At 50.7% G+C, this 18,697-nt stretch carries 16 protein-coding genes; 14 read left to right on the forward strand and 2 right to left on the reverse strand.

Going from position 1 to position 18,697, the window contains the following annotated elements; genetic code table 11:
• The 8 genes from ACO0LF_RS27150 to ACO0LF_RS27185 form a co-directional block, all read left to right on the forward strand.
• On the forward strand, positions 1-4,643 hold a 4,643-nt coding region (locus tag ACO0LF_RS27150; protein WP_423019790.1), incomplete at its 5' end, for a beta strand repeat-containing protein.
• Between the two features lie 504 nt (positions 4,644-5,147).
• Positions 5,148-5,558 carry a GntR family transcriptional regulator gene (locus ACO0LF_RS27155; RefSeq protein WP_423019792.1) on the forward strand — a complete coding sequence of 137 codons (411 nt, stop codon included), beginning with the start codon at positions 5,148-5,150 and terminating at the stop codon, positions 5,556-5,558.
• A 2-nt stretch (positions 5,559-5,560) separates the two neighbouring features.
• Positions 5,561-6,430 (forward strand): ABC transporter ATP-binding protein, encoded by an 870-nt coding sequence (locus ACO0LF_RS27160; RefSeq protein WP_423019794.1) that lies wholly within the window; start codon positions 5,561-5,563, stop codon positions 6,428-6,430.
• A 57-nt stretch (positions 6,431-6,487) separates the two neighbouring features.
• Complete coding sequence (locus ACO0LF_RS27165; protein WP_423019796.1) at positions 6,488-7,930, forward strand: hypothetical protein; 1,443 nt, start codon at positions 6,488-6,490, stop codon at positions 7,928-7,930.
• A gap of 14 nt (positions 7,931-7,944) precedes the next feature.
• A complete protein-coding gene (locus ACO0LF_RS27170) occupies positions 7,945-8,151 on the forward strand; it encodes a hypothetical protein (RefSeq protein WP_423019798.1) in 207 nt (68 codons plus the stop codon).
• A gap of 56 nt (positions 8,152-8,207) precedes the next feature.
• A complete protein-coding gene (locus ACO0LF_RS27175) occupies positions 8,208-8,765 on the forward strand; it encodes a helix-turn-helix domain-containing protein (RefSeq protein ID WP_423019800.1) in 558 nt (185 codons plus the stop codon).
• Positions 8,766-9,083: 318 nt separating this feature from the next.
• A complete protein-coding gene (locus tag ACO0LF_RS27180) occupies positions 9,084-12,800 on the forward strand; it encodes a two-component regulator propeller domain-containing protein (RefSeq protein WP_423019802.1) in 3,717 nt (1,238 codons plus the stop codon).
• Positions 12,801-12,835: 35 nt separating this feature from the next.
• On the forward strand, positions 12,836-13,462 hold the full coding sequence (locus ACO0LF_RS27185) for a LuxR C-terminal-related transcriptional regulator (protein ID WP_423019804.1): 627 nt from the start codon (positions 12,836-12,838) through the stop codon (positions 13,460-13,462).
• A 1-nt stretch (position 13,463) separates the two neighbouring features.
• Here ACO0LF_RS27185 and ACO0LF_RS27190 read toward each other — a convergent pair whose 3' ends face one another.
• Positions 13,464-14,279, reverse strand: a complete 816-nt coding sequence (locus ACO0LF_RS27190) for a phosphate/phosphite/phosphonate ABC transporter substrate-binding protein (protein ID WP_423019806.1) — start codon at positions 14,277-14,279, stop codon at positions 13,464-13,466.
• Positions 14,280-14,542: 263 nt separating this feature from the next.
• Between ACO0LF_RS27190 and ACO0LF_RS27195 the strand changes: the two genes are divergently transcribed.
• Both ACO0LF_RS27195 and sugE read left to right on the forward strand, forming a co-directional pair.
• Positions 14,543-14,998, forward strand: a complete 456-nt coding sequence (locus ACO0LF_RS27195) for a DsrE family protein (protein ID WP_423019808.1) — start codon at positions 14,543-14,545, stop codon at positions 14,996-14,998.
• Between the two features lie 174 nt (positions 14,999-15,172).
• Complete coding sequence (gene sugE, locus ACO0LF_RS27200; RefSeq protein WP_423019810.1) at positions 15,173-15,493, forward strand: quaternary ammonium compound efflux SMR transporter SugE; 321 nt, start codon at positions 15,173-15,175, stop codon at positions 15,491-15,493.
• 51 nt (positions 15,494-15,544) lie between these two features.
• Here sugE and ACO0LF_RS27205 read toward each other — a convergent pair whose 3' ends face one another.
• Positions 15,545-15,835 carry a YciI family protein gene (locus tag ACO0LF_RS27205; RefSeq protein ID WP_423019812.1) on the reverse strand — a complete coding sequence of 97 codons (291 nt, stop codon included), beginning with the start codon at positions 15,833-15,835 and terminating at the stop codon, positions 15,545-15,547.
• Between the two features lie 139 nt (positions 15,836-15,974).
• On the opposite strand from ACO0LF_RS27205, the gene ACO0LF_RS27210 reads away from it, so the two are divergent.
• From ACO0LF_RS27210 to ACO0LF_RS27225, 4 genes are all read left to right on the forward strand, one after another.
• Positions 15,975-16,619 carry a hypothetical protein gene (locus ACO0LF_RS27210; RefSeq protein ID WP_423019814.1) on the forward strand — a complete coding sequence of 215 codons (645 nt, stop codon included), beginning with the start codon at positions 15,975-15,977 and terminating at the stop codon, positions 16,617-16,619.
• Between the two features lie 63 nt (positions 16,620-16,682).
• Entirely contained in the window at positions 16,683-17,108 is a 426-nt protein-coding gene (locus tag ACO0LF_RS27215; protein WP_423019816.1) for a hypothetical protein, read from the forward strand.
• Between the two features lie 167 nt (positions 17,109-17,275).
• Complete coding sequence (locus ACO0LF_RS27220) at positions 17,276-17,764, forward strand: RrF2 family transcriptional regulator (protein WP_423019818.1); 489 nt, start codon at positions 17,276-17,278, stop codon at positions 17,762-17,764.
• Positions 17,733-18,650, forward strand: coding sequence for an NAD(P)/FAD-dependent oxidoreductase (locus ACO0LF_RS27225; RefSeq protein ID WP_423019976.1), 918 nt, complete (start codon positions 17,733-17,735; stop codon positions 18,648-18,650). The genes ACO0LF_RS27220 and ACO0LF_RS27225 overlap by 32 nt, the downstream gene beginning before the upstream one ends.
• Positions 18,651-18,697: the final 47 nt, after the last annotated feature.

Below are 18,697 nucleotides of genomic sequence, written 5' to 3' on the forward strand. Positions count from 1 at the left end.
ACACAGGCAACAACGGTGCTAACTCTGCTGACCTGACAGCTGGTACAGGCATTGAAAGCGCAGTCGTCATCGACGCACGTACACTGAGCGCAACTAGCCGCTTCAGCTACAAAGGCGAAGAAGGTGCTTCCCGCACAGCCGACCGTATCATCTTCACAGATGCGAACTTCAATGGCTCCCACGCGATTGACGGTGGTGCAGTTGACACAATCACGACCAACAACAGCCAAAAGAACGACGACGTTATCGAACTGCGTAATGCAACAAACGCTTCCATCGGTGACTTCAACGGCATCAAAAACATCGGTAACATCGAACTGACAAACGACACAGCGATTACTCAAGTGTCCCAAATCCAGTTGAATGACACCATCGTTGATGCATTGGTTGACAGCTTCCAGGCTGCAAACACAACAACTCACGTAGAACGTCTGACGATCCGTGCTATCGACAACACCAACGTTGCTAACGCAACAGTCGGCGTATCTATCGATGCAGGCGCATTGACAGCACAATCTGCACTGGACGTGACACTGGGCCGTGGCGCCAACTTCCTGCAACTCGGCGCTGGCGCAGACCGCGTTGTGTTGTTGGGTAACTATGTTGCCGGTACATACAACGTGACAGAAAACGGTGTGAACCTGAATGCACAATCCACTGCAACAGCAGCGGCACGTGTAGTCACAGACACCATCAATCTGGGTGCTGGTAACGATACACTGGTGACTTACGGTGCGATCAATCTGGCTGGTGCAATATTGTCTGGCGTGGAAAACATTGTTTCAAATTCAGCAGTCGTCATTACGGCAAGTCAATACGCTGCCTTGATCGCTGCGCGTGCAGCACTGAATCTGTCTGGCCCGGTATTGACCTTCTCTGGTGCAGGTCCACATCAACTGACTATCGTGGATGACATCGCTGGTGCAAACAATATCGACCTGTCGTATATCTCCATCACTGGTGGTACGCTGGTGTATGACGTGACATCAGCTTCGAATGCGACTGGTGGTGGTGTGAATAACAGTACGACTTCCGGTGCTGTGACGGTATCCGGCAGTGGTGCCGCCATCGCCGGTACCATAGGCACCAGCCCATCGAATGGCGGTGGCCAGGCTGCCAATGGTACTGCGCTGACTGCCGGTGGAACATTCAATGGCACGGCTGGTCTCAATGAAAATTTCACAGGCAATGCCGCTGCCCTGGTCGGTACAACCGTCAACGGTAACAATGCTGACTCTGACACCATCACCATCTCTGGTGGTGGTACGGTGAATATCGGTAGTGGCAATACCATCACCAATATCAAGACGCTGACGTTGAACAGTACTGCTGCCAATGTGGTTTTCTTCACGGTAGCGAATTCTGGCATTACCACCGTCAATGGCGGCTCAGGCGATGATTATGTTGATCTGGCGAATAGTGCCAACTCCATGCTGGCTGGCAATATCAATCTGGGTGCAGGCAACAATACTCTGATCATGGAAGGCAAAACCTATACCGGCACCTTTGTAGCTGGTTCTGGCACATCTGATACCTTGTACCTGTTCAATGGCAGCAATATCAGCGCGGCCAATGTCAGTGGTTTTGAAACCGTCAATATCAACAATAACGCGTCTGTCACCATGACAGCAGCACAGTTTGCCAGCTTTACCAGCTTCACTGCCGCAGGGACAGAAACAGTCAACATTACGACTGCCGGCAGTATTACTGGCAATAGCAATGTAGAAAATTATGTACTGGCAAATGGCGGCAACACCTTCACAGCAGCAACCGGTCTGGTCTCTGTAACGGGTGGCACGGGTAATGACACCATCACTGCCAGCTCAGCCATTATCGCTGCTGCCGCCACCATCAATGGCGGTGCGGGGACGGATACTCTGAATGTCGGTGCAGTGACAGCAGCTCTTGACCTGTCTGCCAAAGTCAGCAATGTAGAAGTCATCAACGTCACCGGCGGTACGACGCCAGCCTGGACCGTGACGAATGAAAACGGCGCAGGCGTCACGCTGAACTTTACCAAGTCTGCCGCTAACGACATCAACAACATCACCCTGGGCTCAGGTGGCCAGACCCTCAATATCCTGGGCACGGGTACAGGCCGCACGACCATCACTGGCGGTTCTGGTGCGGATATCATCAATTTGTCCACCACTGCAACTGGTGCGGATGTCATCGCGCTTGGCTCAAACATCGCTGCCATTGATACAGTCAATAATTTCAAGGCAGCAGGTGCAGACATTTTTGCTACCGGTGTTTTGCCAACTTCATTGTTTAATCTGACTATTGCCAATGCCGACAGCAGCAGCCTGGCCGCAGCCATCGCAACAGCGGCAACTGCAGCGGGCGCCAGCCTGGCAAATACAGGTCAGGCTTATACCATTACCGTTAACAGCGGTACTGCGGCGGGCATTTATGCCTTCCAGAATATTGGTGGCAGTGTAGGTGCAGTTGATGCCAGCGATTTCATCGTCAAACTGGGTGGCACAACAGGTACTATCTTTGTCAATGATTTTGGCATTGCCAATGCGGTCTCGGTCACTACGGGCGGCACTTACAACGGTACGGCGAGTACCAATGACATCTTCATGTCCACCATCCCTGGCCTCAATGGTACGACCATCGCCGGTAATGCGGGAGACACCGATATACTGACCCTGACCACGGCAGGCACAGTCAGCATCAACAATGGCAGCACTGGCGGCACACTCAGCAATCTCAAGGTATTGAATCTGGCGAATGGCACCAACACCATCACCTACAATACTTCTGCGGGCTTCACCACCATCAACGGTGGCTCAGGCAACGACACCATCATCCCTAACACGGCCTTATTGCCTATCGTGATCAATGGCGGCCTGGGCACCGACACCATCGTCCTGTCCGCAGCCTATGCTGCTGTCGCCTCCGGTTCGGGTACGTTTGCCAGCAATGTGACAGGTTTCGAAAAATTGCGTCTGACCAGCGTCACCTCCCAGACCGTCGATGTGCAAACCCTGGGTAACTACACCGACATCACCCTGGGCGCAGGCGCCAACGGGCTGACCTTGAGTAACCTGGCCAGCAATAGCACCGTGACACTGACAGGCACCGGTACCGCCATGACCTTTTCCAATGCTGCATTTACCGGCGGTGTCAACGATATCGTCAATCTGGTACTGACAGATGCCAGTACTACTGCCGTTGCCTTTGCCACCACGGGTATTACGGCGTCCGGCGTCGAGACTTTCAATATCACGACAGTTGACGGCCAGGCCACGCCTACAGGTCTTTTCAATGACACGCTGACCATCCTCGGTAGCTCGGTCAAGAACATCTATGTCAGCGGCAATGCAGGTCTGACCATGCCAGCCACCAGCACCTCGCTGATTAATGTCGATGCCAGCGGCATTACCCTCGGTGGCTTTACCTGGACCGCCAATGCCCTGACAAGTACGGCGACTGTCAAAGGCAGCGCCACCGGTACTAATACCGTCAATATGAACTCCGCCACGGCGGGGGTTGACTACACGGGTGGTACAGGTAACGACAATGTCACGATCAATGGCACGGTTTCCAGCACTGCAGCACTGGGTGGTGGCAATAACAGCCTGGCCCTGAATGGCGTAACCATCCTCGGCACTTATACTGCTGGCAATACTGGTACAGACAGCCTGGCCTTCTTCTCGTCTATACCAGATATCAGCAATGCCACTGTCACTGGCTTTGAAAACCTGACAGTCGTCAATAATGCCAACATCACCATGACTGCGGCGCAGATGGCGCAATTTACCGGCACCGTCAATGCTTCAGGAACCGAAACCATCAACCTGACAACCGCTGGTACGGTCACCGCCTTTAGTACCGTAGAAAAGTACAACCTGGCCAACGGCACCAATAACTTCACCTCAGCCAACGTGGCTGTCAGCGTGATTGGTGGTACCGGTACGGATGTCTTCAATTTCACGGCCAACCAGATCGCCAACTTCCTGACCACCATTGATGGTGGCAATGGTATTGACGTTCTCAATGTTGGCACCACCAGCGTCCAGAACCTGGACTTCAGCACCAAGATCGCCAACGTCGAAATCATCAGCGTGGCGGGCAGTACTGGTACAACCAGCATCACCAACCAGGATGGTGCGGGCGTGACCTTGAACTATACCAAGAGCACAGGCGACAATACCATTGTCCTGGGTACTGGCGGCCAGACTCTGAACCTGCTCGGTTCCAGCTCCTCTTCCACCACCATCACTGGTGGTGCGGCTGTGGATACCATCAACCTGCAGTTCTCAGGTTCTGGTTCTGAAACCCTGATAGAAACTGGTGCCAATATGTCGAACAGGACACAGGTAGACATCGTAGGCAACTTCAACTCGACAGGCACTGATTACTTCAAGACTGGCGTCAATGCGGCGAGTGTGGGTTCCTACATCATCGGCAATGCCGATACGGGCAACTACCTGACTACGATTGCTGCAGGCCTTGCCGTCGTTTTTACCCAGACAAACCAGGCTTACCTGATCACGATACAAACAGGTACAGCAGCGGGTACTTATCTGGTTCAGAATACCGGTTCAGATGTCACCCATTTTGATAATACCGACTTCTTTGTACAATTGACGGGCACGATAGGTACGATTTCGACTGGCAATCTGATTGCATAAAGAAAAGCATCATCAGGGCAGGCGTCAATTCTGACGCCTGTTTGCGGTATCGCAGTATTGCATTACTTGAGACGCCAGCTATGCTGGCGTTTTTTTATGGCCGTTTGCTTTTAAGGCATGCATAACAGGGCTAAAAAAATCCTTGAAATTGTAAATTTACTGTATTACTATATTAATACACTGATTGGTGGTGTATTAGACTTGTATTGGTGGTGTATTGGTTCTGTCTTCCTTATTATCAAGGAGGCATGATCAGGACAACCAGTAGGACTTACGCAAAATTGTCCCAGCAAGGCTAACGCTTTTATGAAGCCACCCTTGCATGGGAGGCTCGTTACGTTGGCAGACAACATGTTGTCTGAAACCCCAACTACACCGTAGCGACGAAGACAGTACTTTAGTACCTAATTTGCTAAATGCGGGAGCTGCAACGCAGCTGGGGCGGTTTTGCGTAAGTCCTAACCAGTTAACAACAATGAAAGGTCGGACCATGGAGCATGAAACATGACGCCCCTGCACTCGCGCCAGTTGGGTGCAGAAATATTTCAGGTGGCGACGGGCAGTAGCGAGCCGATATACCGGCAGTTGATCGAGCAATTACGGCGCTTGCAGGCGGGTGGGCAGATTGCTGCCGGAGATGGCATGCCCTCCGTGCGCGATGTTGCCAGTGAGCTGGGAGTCAATCCCATGACCGTATCCAAGGCCTACAGCATGCTTGAGGCTGAAGGCTTGCTGGTACGTCGCCGGGGCCTGGGCATGGAAGTGGCATCCCAGGCCAGCAGCAACTCTGATCTGGAATCCAGACTGGAATTACTCAGGCCCAGTCTGGAACGCATTGCCCTCGAAGCACGCCAGCTGGAATTGGATTCCAAGGCAGTCATCACACTCTTGACCAGTATTCTCAAAGGAAAATGAACATGCAAGCTCAGTTGAACGCACCTCTACAAATACAAGGATTGAGCAAATCCTTCAGCGGTCAAAGCGTATTGAAAAACCTGGACTGGCAGATCGCGCCAGGCAGTATTGTTGGCCTGCTGGGGCGTAATGGTGCAGGTAAATCCACCTTGATAGAATGCTTATTGGGTTTGCGAGATATCGATGCAGGCAGCAGCAGTTTATATGGCGAAGTCGCTGGTCAGCTAAGCGCTGTCACCAAGGCCAGGATCGCCTATGTACCACAACGCAGTGATACATTTGAATGGCTGACTGCCCGGCAAATGCTGGCCTATTTCCAGCAGCTATACCCACGCTGGAATGAGAGCAAGGTACAGTCTTTGATGCAAGCCTGGGATCTGCCGTATGACAAGGTCATCAATAAACTCTCGGTAGGACAAAAGCAGCGACTGTCCATCATCCGTGCGCTGGCGCATGAACCAGAATTGCTGATACTGGATGAACCGGTATCGAGTCTTGATCCTGCCGGTCGCCGTGATTTTTTGCGTGAATTGATAGACCGTGTCATCGACAAGCAAACCACCATCGTGTTCTCTACGCACATCTTGTCTGATCTGGAGAGAGTCGCCATGGATGTCGCTTTTCTTCATGAAGGACGCATCGTCCATCAACAGGCCCTGGATGACCTGATGGATAACACGGTGCGCGTTACCGCAACGCCAGCTGTGCTGCAGCAATTGCAGGCGGTAAAAATCCTGCGCCAGCCAGGACAAGCTGATGGCAAATTGCTGGCGCAATTCAGCGCCGAGCAATTGCAGTTCTTGCAGGCGCGCCCGGATGTGCGGGTAGACAAACTGAGCCTGGAAGACTTGTTCATAGAAATGACACGTTGAAAACATCATGACATATCTGCCTGATCAACAATTCAAACGCGTTGCGAAAGAAAAAATATGAAAGCCATTATTTCCGTATGGATGCAGCCTGTGTATGCACGCATCAATACTGCTAGTTTAAAAGTTATGTATATTTTACTTGGACTGGTTGCCGTGATACCTTTGGCTGTCATGTTAAATCACGCCGGACCAAAAGCAGACTTGAGGCTAGTGCTGCTGGCATTGGCATTGGCAATAGGCTTGGGAGCTGTCCTGGCGCTCTCACTACTGCTCTGGTTTATTTTGCTGGTACCCAGTATCGCCTTGCAATATACGCCTGCCAATGCTGGCCTGGTGCCCGGCATGAAGCGCCAGATGCAGCTGGCATTGGCCCTCCCGGTTCTTTTGATCCCTATCCTTATTTCACTGGCCATCAACTTGAAGTCGCCTGAATATTTCTTCATAAACTGGTTGCTGGGAGTGCTCGTTTTTTTGATGTATTGCGCAACTTTGCGTAGTAAATGGGTCGCCCTGCTGATTGTATTGATGACGCAACTACCTATGTTTTTGGAAGATAAATTCAGCAGGATAGAGCAATCGAGCTGGAATCATCCCCTCTTGTTGCTGCTGGCTGGGCTGGCTTTGACAGCGCTGGTCTTGCACTGGATTTTTGCTATCCGTGGTGATCAGCATTTCAAGCGAGAAGAGAACTTTGCGGCGATGCAAAAAGTCATGAATGGCCAGGAGATGCGCACAAATCAGCAGATGTTGAATTTCGTCAATTTGTATGGTTTTTTGCTGCGTTCATGTCTGGAAAGAGTGCGCAAGGCACCAGATACAGTTGGGCAATTAATTCCATTTTCGCTGGGCTGGCAGGCTTTTTGGTTGAGTAATTTTCTATCGGTGACGGTGATGAGTGCGGGCTTGAGTGTTTACTTCCTGCTTTTCATGGGCCAGTCATCAAAGTTCGATGACAAGAACATGGTCATGGCGTATTTTGCTGCAGTGGTGTCCTATATCCTCCTGCCGCCTATCTATGTTTCTCTCGCACGCCATTCAGTGCAGCAACGCAGGGTTGAGCAAGGCTTGCTCATGCTGGCTGCCAATCTGCCTTCTGCGCAGGAGCAAAGCAAAATCATGTTGAAGTTTTTATTACGTCAGTTCTTTGGCCTCTGGCTGATGACGGTCCTGGTGGTCGGCATAACAGTGCATTTTTCTCCGGCTTCTCAGTCCATGGCTGAAATGGTCTGGATTATTTGTTTTAGCCTCTTGCCCTTGAGTGTCATGAATCTGACCAACTATGCGCGTATTAATTCTGTCTATCAGACTGCCATGTTGAAGGCTTATGGCGTGCCATTCATACTGGGACTGGCCTCGCTGGGTTTGCACAAATTAATGCCAGGTTTGCCAGTGTGGCTCATCTGTGGCTGGATAGTGACTGTTACCCTGGCGACTTTAGGCAGACGCTGGAAGCAACTCATGCAAGTGAGTGCAGTGTTCCCGGCTGGTCGGGCAGTATAAAGAGTGAGGGTATCATGCGTGCATTGATATTTTGCTGCAGTTTTTTCATCATGGCCAGCATCTTGTTGCAGCCTGAGCTATTGAGCGAGCAGCCAGCATCAGCACGCATGGACACCCAGGTAGTATGCAAGACTGAACTCATCAAATGCATGCAGGCAGGGCTCAGGCAAGGCCCGCGCTTGCTGCGTTCATACTTAAGTATGGGGCACGGCAAGCCTTAAATCGCCTATATTCTGTCCCTTATCGGAGTTGAATATGTCGACTTAAGGATGTCAGAATGAATATGGTCATGCAAATGGGTTCGCAAATAGTAAATTCAGCAAACTCGGTACACAAAGAAGATGCCAGAAGCCTGAGTGCACTGGAACAATATGAAAGACGCCGCCAGGTGGTGCGTGCGCATCAGCGTGGTGCCAAGAAAGTGCAGATTGCGCGTGAGCTTGGTCTCAGCTATACGGCAGTGTGCCTGATTATCACGCGCTACCTGAACCAGGGGGCCGATGCCATACTGCCGCACAAGCGTGGTCGTCGCACTGGCGAAGGGCGTGCCTTAAGCAGTGAGCAGGAACAGGAAATACAAGAGATGATACGCGACAAGAAGCCGCGTCAGTTGCAATTGGATTTTTCAGACTGGAACCGTCCTGCGGTAGCAGAGCTCATCAAGAAACATCTAGGTGTTCGTATGCATATACGCTCAGTCACCAACTACCTGAAGCGCTGGAATATCGTCGTGGAAAGGGCCGAGCCCAGGTCACAACAGCATAGGATAGAAGCCCAGGTGAGCGAGACTATCAGTAGTTCTCAGCCAACACCTCCGTCCCTGAATGTAGAGTAAGTCATATTGCAGGCATACAAGGCGGGCTGAATGGCAATTTTCAGCCTGCCCGGCAAGATTATCGCGCTTCGTCTCAAAAATAGGTAGTTCCATCCCGCCAATCAGCCGTTCCAGGCCTTTCCCTCACACTATCCAGTTACTGAAGGTTAGAATCCCAAGTACAACTGAAGCCAAGGTATACGCCAAACGCTGCAGTTGTAGACGATAGTGCCTACCAGGCATTTGTCATCATATCTTGTTTGATTTTCCTTCGGGCCTGCTGATTTGAACGCACTTCGCCATTTAAGAAATACTTACCTATTCCATTCGTTGGTATTGGTGGTATTTTTATTCCCTTTATTGGCGCAAGCGTCCGCCTTGCGCAGTTTGCGCTTTCAACATGTGAGCCTGGAGCAGGGCTTGCCTATGCAATCTGTGCAAACGATTGCTCAAGACCCCCAAGGTTTTTTATGGATGGGCGGACAAGCTGGCCTGGTCCGTTTTGATGGTTATCGTTTCACATCGTACAAAAATACGGCTGATGATATACATAGCCTCAATAGCGACTGGGTAAGGCAAATTTATTTTGACCGCCAGGCCCGCATGTGGATCATCACCGCTGCAGGTGGTCTGCATTTGTATGACAGGAACAGGGATCATTTCCAGCGCTTTGTCATACCCGGCGACGCTCACTCGCAAGTACAGAATAGTGCCATCAATGACATCATCGACGATGGACAGCAAGGTTTATGGCTGGCTACAGAAAACGGGCTGGCCCATTTTATCCCCGCTACCGGAAAAATACGCTGGTGGCATCATCAAGCAGGGCAAGCGCAGAGCCTGGCGCATGAGCGCGTCAATACCATGGCACTGGACAGGCGTGGACAGCTTTGGCTGGCCACTGAAAATGGACTGGACTTGCTGGCAGCCGATGGTAATAGCTTTGTGCATCATCAAGTCGATAGCAGGCCAGATGCTGACAAAAAAAACAATGCTGTGAATAAAGTCCTGATCGATGCGCAAGGTAATTTTTGCTTGGGCATGCGCAGGGGTATGCTGTCATGGATGCAAGGTAGACCTTGGGATGAGCGCAGCAAGGTCAGTTTGCCGGAAAAGATCCAGCAGGCTTCCATCAAGGAACTGTATCAGGACCAGGCTGGACAAATCTGGATAATACCTCATGCACAAGGTGTATTACGCTGGAATCCTGTGACGAACAATATGCAGCATTTTTTGCATGAGGCGGGCGATAGCAGTAGTTTGGCCGACGATCAGGTCGAAGCGGTATTTCAGGACAGGAGCGGCATTCTGTGGCTGGGCTACTGGACCAGCGGTGCCAGTCATGTGGACTTGCTAGGCCCGGCTTTCTGGCGCTACGTCGCAGGAGGGCAGCCAGGTAGCCTTAGTAATCCAAAAGTGACTGCTATTGCGGAGGCTGCACCAGGGCAGTTAATGCTGGGCAGTTTTGGTGGTGGATTGAATGTCCTGGATCTGGCGACAGGTATCGCCAGCGATGGCAATAGCGCCTATGGGCTCAATGGCAAAACGGTACTTAGCATGTATCCCAGGCAAAAAGACCAAGTCTGGGTGGCGACAGAGACCGGTATCTATAGCGTAGATTTGCATGCCAGGAAAGCCCAGCCGCGTGCTGTGCAGGCTGGGGAGCCGCCTACGCATCAGTTGCAAAACATCACGGTTGATCATCATGGCATTTTCTGGTCTGCCAATACACGCGGTTTGTTGCGCCTGGACCCGGCCAGCAATCAGTTAAGTATTTTCAGGCATAGCAGCACCGATGCCAGCAGTATTGCTCACGATGGTGTGATGGCCGTGCTGGAAGACAGCCAGGCCCGTTTGTGGGTAGGTACACTGGAAGGTTTGGACTTGCTGGACCAGGCGAGCATGACATTTCGCCACTACCGCCATGATCCCAAAGATGCAGCCAGTCTGGGTAGTAGTTTTGTGACTTTCCTGTTTGAAGATAGTCAAAAAAACCTATGGCTGGGCACCAGTGCTGGCCTGAGTAAAATGCAAGTCAAGCAAACAGGCCAGATAGGTTTTGACAACTATGCGACCAATTCTGCGGTGGATTGCATCATGGAAGATCAGGCTGGCAAACTGTGGTTGAGCACAGATGCCGGAATAGCGCGCTTTGATCCGGCCAGTCAACAATTTCGATATTTCACTGGCAAAGATGGTTTGATAGACGGGGGGTATTATTCCTCATCCTGTTTTCGCGACACGCAGCAGACGATGTATTTTGGCGGCCTGACCGGGATGAGTGCCTTCCAGCCAGCAAATATCCGTGAAAATACCATTCCACCCCCAGTCCTGATTACCGGTTTGCAAATCTTTAACCAGCCACAAGCGGCAGGCAAGACCGCAGAAGGTTTCAGCCTGCAAGGGCAGATCCAGGACAGCAAATCTATCAGCTTATCGTATACGCACACGGTATTTTCACTGGAATTTGCCGCCCTGCATTTTGCAGATCCACAAGCCAATCGCTATGCCTATCAATTGCAGGGCTTTGACAAAGAATGGGTGTATACGGATGCCAGCCGGCGCTTTGCCACTTATACCAATCTTGATCCTGGTGAATACCTGTTTCGCGTCAAGGCAGCCAATAAGGATGGCATATGGAATGAAACTGGCGCACAGCTGCGCATCACCATCACTCCGCCATATTGGAAGACCTGGTGGTTTCGCGTTTTGCTGGCCTGCATTTTGTTCGCCATCTTGTGGATGACTTACCATTATCGCCTGCAGCAATTACTACAACAAAAGAAACAGCTGGAAGTCGAAGTCGATAAAAGAACGGCCGAGATCGCCAAGCAAAAACAAGAGATAGAATCCAAGACCGATGAACTGGAGAAAACCGTAGGCGTGCTGGCGCTGGCGAATAAACTGCAGCTTGAACACCAAAGCGAGTTGACGCGCTTCCTGGCAGTTGCCAGCCATGATTTGCGCCAGCCCATGCATGCACTGAATTTGTATCTGGAAGCATTATCCCTGGAAGAATTGTCGGGTAGTTCACAAGGACTGCTGTCCAAACTCAAAAAATGTGCGGGGACCATGGATGGCATGTTTCTGTCACTGCTGGATTTATCGCGTCTGGATGCCAGGATAGTAGAACCCAATGTAACTGAATTCCCGTTAGCGCAGTTGCTGAAAAAAATAGAACTGGAATTCGCCCCGCAAGCACAAGAGAAGTCGCTTTATTTTAGAGTTGCAGAAACCCAGGCCTGGGTCAAAAGCGATAGTGATTTGCTGGAACAGATTTTACGCAATCTGGTGGCCAATGCGATACGTTATACCCATAGTGGCGGGATAGAACTCAGTTTTGCCGAAGTGCGACAGCACTTGAACCTCATCATCAGCGATACCGGCATAGGTATCTCCGTGCACCAGCAAGCAAGCATTTTCCAGGAGTTTTTCCAGGCGGGTGTACACAGGCGTGACAGTACCAAAGGTCTGGGTCTGGGCCTGGCTATCGTCAAAAGGCTGACCAATTTATTGAGCATACCCATGGTGCTGCATTCTGAGCTGGGGCAGGGTACGCAATTCAGCTTATTGCTGACGCGGGCACACATGCAGGCAGAAGTCGTCGTGCCCTTCCATGATGAACGCGAACATGCCAGCCAGTTGAGTGGCAAACGCATAGTCATCATTGACGACGACGACGCCATACTGCATGCCACGCAAAGCTGTCTGCTGCAATGGCATTGCGAAGTCACGGTGGGCCATAGCAGTGCCGAAGTGATTCATAAAATTGCCGATGATATGCGTATCCCGGACATTATTATTTGTGATTACCACCTGGGTGGTAATGAAAATGGACTGGAAGCCATCGCCAATTTGCGTGACATGTTCAATCACGACATTCCCGCACTGATCATCACCGGTGATATGCAGGTGGAAGAACAATTAAAAAATACAGGCGATGCCATGCCCATACTCTACAAACCGGTATCCATAGGTTTTTTACAAAAAGCCCTGGTTCAACTGGGGTTGGCGCAATGTTCTGCACCTAAAGCCGATGATGAGTTCTTTGACTGAAGCAAATGTCGATTCAAACATAAATGATGGATGCCATGTACCCAATAATACTTGTGATTGAAGACCACCCCCTATATCGTGACGCCTTGATCGTCAGTATGGAGCGCATGCTCAAGAGTATGGTTTTTGCGTCGGCCAATAGCGTGGAAGAGGTGCAGAAAAAATTCAAAGTTGACGACAGAATAGATTTGCTGATGCTGGACCTGGGTTTGCCTGGCATACAAGGTGAGAAGGCGGTCAATTTTTTGAGAAAACTCTACCCGGCAACACCTCTGCTGGTCTTGTCAGCGCAAGAAGAGAGGCGTGAAGTCAATGCCTGTCTGGCTGCTGGTGCCACCGCTTTTGTTTCCAAGAGTGTCACCGTCGACGTGATTGCCGATGTGCTGACAAAAATACTCAGCAGACAAATGCTTGATAGCAAATGGATAGTACCCCGACAACGCATAGTCAAGGATACGACAAGCAGCTTTGAGCTGACTTCGCGTCAGCAGGAAATTTTGCTCTTGTTATGCCAGGGATATTCAAATAAAGAAATTGCCAGGCGGCTCGATATCGTTGAACTGACTGTCAAATCCCATGTTTCGACCATCTTCAAGGCTATGAATGTCATCAATCGCATACAGGCTGTGCAACTGGTCAGGCAAATGGGCATGCATCCATGAATCAGCCCAGCCATTTCAACAAGTCGCGCAAGCGCTGATCGTCGCTGGCGGTATCAAATTCCTTGATACCCAATTGCTTGAGTACAGCCTTGCCTGCTTCATTGTCATTCAATTGTGCCAACTCTTTTTTCAAGGACTGGATTTGCGCTGCCGTGATTTTAGGATGAGCGATCAAGGGTTGGTAAGGCTGGGCCTGGCTGCTATGTATGACCTTGTGGCCAGTTTTTTCCAGGTTTTTGGCAACCCCGGAATACGAGGCAACACCACCCACATCGGCCAGTTGATTGTCCAGGTAAAACAGGACTGCTCCCTGTTCTTTTGCATACTGGATTTTTTCTGTCGCCAGCTGGAAGCCATTGTGTGCCAGTTCAGCCGAGCAGAATTTCGACATATATGAAATTTTCTCAGGTAAGGCTATCCGCTTGCCTTTGACATCATTGATGTTTTTTAAACTGGATGTCTTGGGTACGATCAGCAGACACTGGCCATCAGGTTTTGAGGTGGAAACCAGCTGGTATTTGTAGTCGCGCACACCGCGCGCAGGGTAATCGCTGGGGCGGGCGATGACAAAATCCATCTTGCCTGCTTTCATACCTTCTTCCAATTGAGAAAACTCACGTGCCACAACCACAGTCACTTTCTTGCTCAGGGCCTTGCTCATGACATCGGCCAGACCAGTATATTTATCGATGACCTGGGCGGCATCCAGGCCGCCGGAAGTACCTTCACTGACATACAGGCTATAGTTGCCTTGTGCCTGAGCCTGGCTGGCAAAACTTGTCAGGATACCAGCTGCAAGCAAGAGCAATTTTTTCATGTCAAAGTCCTGGAAAACTGTTGATACCCTTGTTTGCAAGTCAACTTATCGCTTTGCAACAAGGATATTTGTAGCCTCAACTGAACTACTGGAAAAACAACTGTAATCCAGATAAGTCCTTTGAAGCAATCCTTTTTAACATTCTTGTTCTTGCCTGTAGACTTTTAATCATAAGAAGAGCTACAAATTTCATGATGAGTCTCGCCATAAATCTGCTATCGTTGATGAAAATAATGCCCGCAAATAAATTTGCAACAGGAGTGATGATGAGACAAGTTTCTGACTATGCACGTGTGTTTTTTATGGCTCTGTCCATCGCGGCTCTGGGGCAAACCGATGTCATGGCGCAGCAGGATGCCAGGACGCAAGTTGTGCAAAAAACCAAAGTTGTTTTCCAGATTAGTGATGGTGACAACCGCAAATGGGACCTCGCCCTGAATAATGTAAAAAACGTCATCAAAGACATGGGCAAGGATAATATTGAAGTCGAGATCGTCGCCTATGGCCCTGGCGTAGACATGTTCAAATTCGAGTCGCCAGCCGCCAGCCGCATAGACGAAGTCATCAAGATGGGCGCGCATGTCGTGATCTGTGAAAACACCATGCGGGCACAAAAAATTTCCAAGGCGGATATGCTGGAAAACCTCGGATATGTCGAGGCTGGCGTGTCACAACTGATCAAGCGGCAACAACAGGGCTATGCGTATATACGGCCCTAAAGCAGTCCGAGCCTGATAATAAACCGCAGTGTGCGTTATAATTCTGCTTCCAGCTGTTATTAAAGTACCAGTACGGCTTAAAGGAATCTAAGCAGATTCAATTCGGAGGAACGACCTTCCCCACTTTGGGAATGAATGTCCGGGACGGCCCGGCTCTTTGAAAGGAGAGCTGCTATGGCTTGGATATGTTTGTTATTGGCCGGCATCTGTGAAGTTGTCTGGGCCTACTCCATGAAGCAATCGCAAGGCTTCACAAAACTGATTCCCTCCTTAATCACCATCGTTGGCATGCTTGTCAGCGTAGTCTTGCTGGCACTGGCCATGCGCACCCTGCCGCTGGGAACTGCCTACACTATGTGGACAGGCATAGGCGCTGTCGGTGCTTTCATCCTTGGCATTGTTTTGCTGGGCGAACCTTTGAACTTCGCCCGTGTTTGCGCTCTGTTGCTGATCGTTTGCGGCCTCGTCTTCATGAAAATGTCATCGACGCATTAGCGCGTCCTGATATCCCGGTGCGTTCTGACGCACCGGGACCAGGGCAAAAATTCAGGCCAGCTTCAAGGTTTCCAGGCTGGCCTGCGTCGCCTTGCAATCAAAATCCAGGATCTGATAATCAGCAACATCTGCCTGCACATAAGAGTCTTCTGCCAGGATTTGCAGTAGCTGCTCTTTCTCCATGCTCTGCACGGCAATGACGCCACCCAGGCCGCTCTTTTTAGGACCCGCGAACAGGAAGATACCTTCTTTCAAATAACGGCCTACCCATTCACCATGGGATTTGATATGGGCTTCGACTTGTGCCGGGTTTTTGCTATAGCTGACATTGAGTAAGTACATGATGTGTCCTTGTATAAAATTGAGGTATCAAATTGCTGCCAGCTTGTGAAACCGGCTGGCCATCCAGGTCTGTCCGTATCATGCGAAACAGATGTGAGCAGTATGCTTAACAGAATTAATTTGATAAAGTAGCAATAACTTGATACATTTCGAAGCACCAGTGTTGAATCCGGCGACGATTGCAGACGCAGGCATCGCCACAGTCGCTACTTACAATGAAAGTCACATTATTGTGTTAAACCTGATACGGAAAATTGCCTCTGTCCTGCTGTTACTGTGTTTCATCCTGCCCCTTTCCAAGTGCTCTTGGAAAGAAGCAGCGCCAGAGCAGACGCAAACGCAAACTCAAACGCAAACTCAAACTCAAACTCAAACTCAAACTCAGTCGCAGTCTGCCGGTGCGAGCCAGACTGTTCCGCCAGCACCAGTCAAAGAGCACACCGTGTATGGCTATGAAATATTGAGCGGTGCCTGGCAAGATGTCCGTGAATCCAATTTCATGGGCGGTTGCCTGAATATACTGGCGGTATTGACGGTATTTTTCTTGCCTTGTGGTTTATTGCTGGCAAAAGAAAAGCCACAAGCCATCATCACCCTGTTTGCCAGTCTGTATGCAGCTTATGCCTTGTTCTTTTGGGTGTTCTGGTCGACTGAAATACAAATTGGCGGGTTCCTGGCGATAAGTTGCTGGAGTAGTTTGCTCATCATCAGCCTGGTTGTGACGACGCGCTGGTTCATGCAGTGGTGGCGGGATCGCAGCCTGGTTCCAACGATGAACGGTTAAAAAAGTCATGGCCTATCAGAGCAGATATTTGCTGCCTCTGCCAATGAGAATAAGATGAGTTTTATGAACGAACAAAATCAAATCAATACAGACCTGGCAAACCAGGCCGAGCCCGCCTCTCCCATCCAGAGTGCCGCCTCAAACAAGCTGCCTGAGACAGCACCTGTCGTCATCTTATTCATGATTGCTCACCTCATCCTGACGGGAATTTATGCGCAATATTACGTGGATCTGGTGCGCACAGGGCAAGTGGGCGCGCTGACCTTTTTGCTGGCATTGCTGGGAGATATGTTTCTTTATCTCGGTGGAATACAAAACGCCAGAAAATCCAAAAGCAGCGGCATACTCTGGATGATAGCCACCGTATTGCTGGCATTGGCCTTGCCTGGCCGTGATTTAACTTTTCTGCCAGATACCTTGATCTTGTGTGGATGCTTGCTGGCCCTGTCAGGCTGGTGGGCAGTGCGACAAGCTAAAAAAGTAATCTAGCTGGCGACTGGCAAGTCAGACATATTGCAGGACATTTGCCCGGTTGCTGACAGGGCATGCAAAAACAGGGATAGCTCAAATGGACTATCCCTGTTTTTTTATTTGTATTTTCAGATGCATTTTAAAAATTCCAGCACATTTCTCAATTATGTACTATCATAAGTTACATGAGGCAAGACAGCAAACTTTCTTCCATCCTCCACGTGCTATTGCACATGGCGCATGGGCAACGGGCCATGACTTCTGAAGAACTGGCGCAATACCTGACCACCAATCCGGTACTGGTCAGGCGCGTACTGGCGGGCTTACGCAGCCGTGGCTATGTGAGTTCAGACAAGGGCCATGGTGGCGGCTGGGTGATTTCTTGCGACTTGCAAACGGTGACCTTGCGTGACATCTACGATGCCCTCGGCGCACCTACCGTATTTGCCATGGGCAACCGCAATGACAAGCCTGAATGCCTGGTTGAACAAGTCGTCAACGAAGCACTCGCAACTGCCTTTGATGAGGCAGAAGCCCTACTCATCGCCCGTCTGGGTGACGTGACACTGGCTGATCTGGCGAGAGAATTCAGTCGCAAATTTAATGCACACAGCAAGAACAAGGGAAAAAGCCATGACCACCATGACAACCATCACCAAGGACATGATGTTTGATGCCATCATCATCGGCGGCAGCTATGCCGGGCTCTCTGCCGCCATGCAACTTGCACGCGCCAGGCGGCAGGTGCTGGTCATCGATGGTGGCCAGCGCCGCAACCGCTTTGTTGAATACTCGCACGGTTTTCTGGGGCAGGATGGCAAAAAAGCCAGCGCCATTGCCAGTGAAGGCAAGGCACAGTTGATGGCCTATAAAACCGTCACCTGGGTAGGAGGGCAGGCAACATCGGTAGCTCGCCAGGATGATGGGTTTATAGCGGCAGTTGAGGGACAAGCTCATTACCAGGCGCGCAGGCTGATACTTGCCACCGGCGTCACAGATGATTTGCCTGCGATAGAAGGCCTGGCAGAGCGCTGGGGCCGCAGCATCTTCCATTGCCCATATTGTCACGGCTATGAAATTGACAATGGCCGTATTGGTGTACTGGCTACCAGCCCGCTGTCGTATCACCATGCGATGATGTTGCCAGACTGGGGTCAAGTCACGCTGTTCACCAATCAATGCTTTGAGCCAGATGCTGAGCAATTGCTTGCTTTGCAAAAACGTGGCGTCACAATAGAAGCCGCGCCTGTAAGCAAGATCAGCGGCCTTGCCACGATAGAACTGCAAGATGGCAGGCAACATGAAATGGATGGCCTGTTCACCATGGGCACGATCCGCATCAATAGTCCCTTCGCCACACAACTGGCTTGCGAAATGACAGAAGGCCCCATGGGCACGGTTATCCGCACCAACGAGATCAAAGCCACCAGCGTACCCGGCGTATTCGCCTGTGGTGATGCCGCACGCATGGCAGGCAATGTCGCTATGGCGGTTGCAGACGGCGCTATGGCAGGAGTGGCAGCACACCAGTCCATGATCTTTGAGGCCCAGGTTGCCTGATAGCTTGACGGTATCACTGAGAGAGCGGAGGGACGGCGAAGTATATT

The organism is Undibacterium sp. Di27W, from assembly GCF_049340345.1.
In the GTDB taxonomy this organism is placed as follows: domain Bacteria; phylum Pseudomonadota; class Gammaproteobacteria; order Burkholderiales; family Burkholderiaceae_D; genus Undibacterium.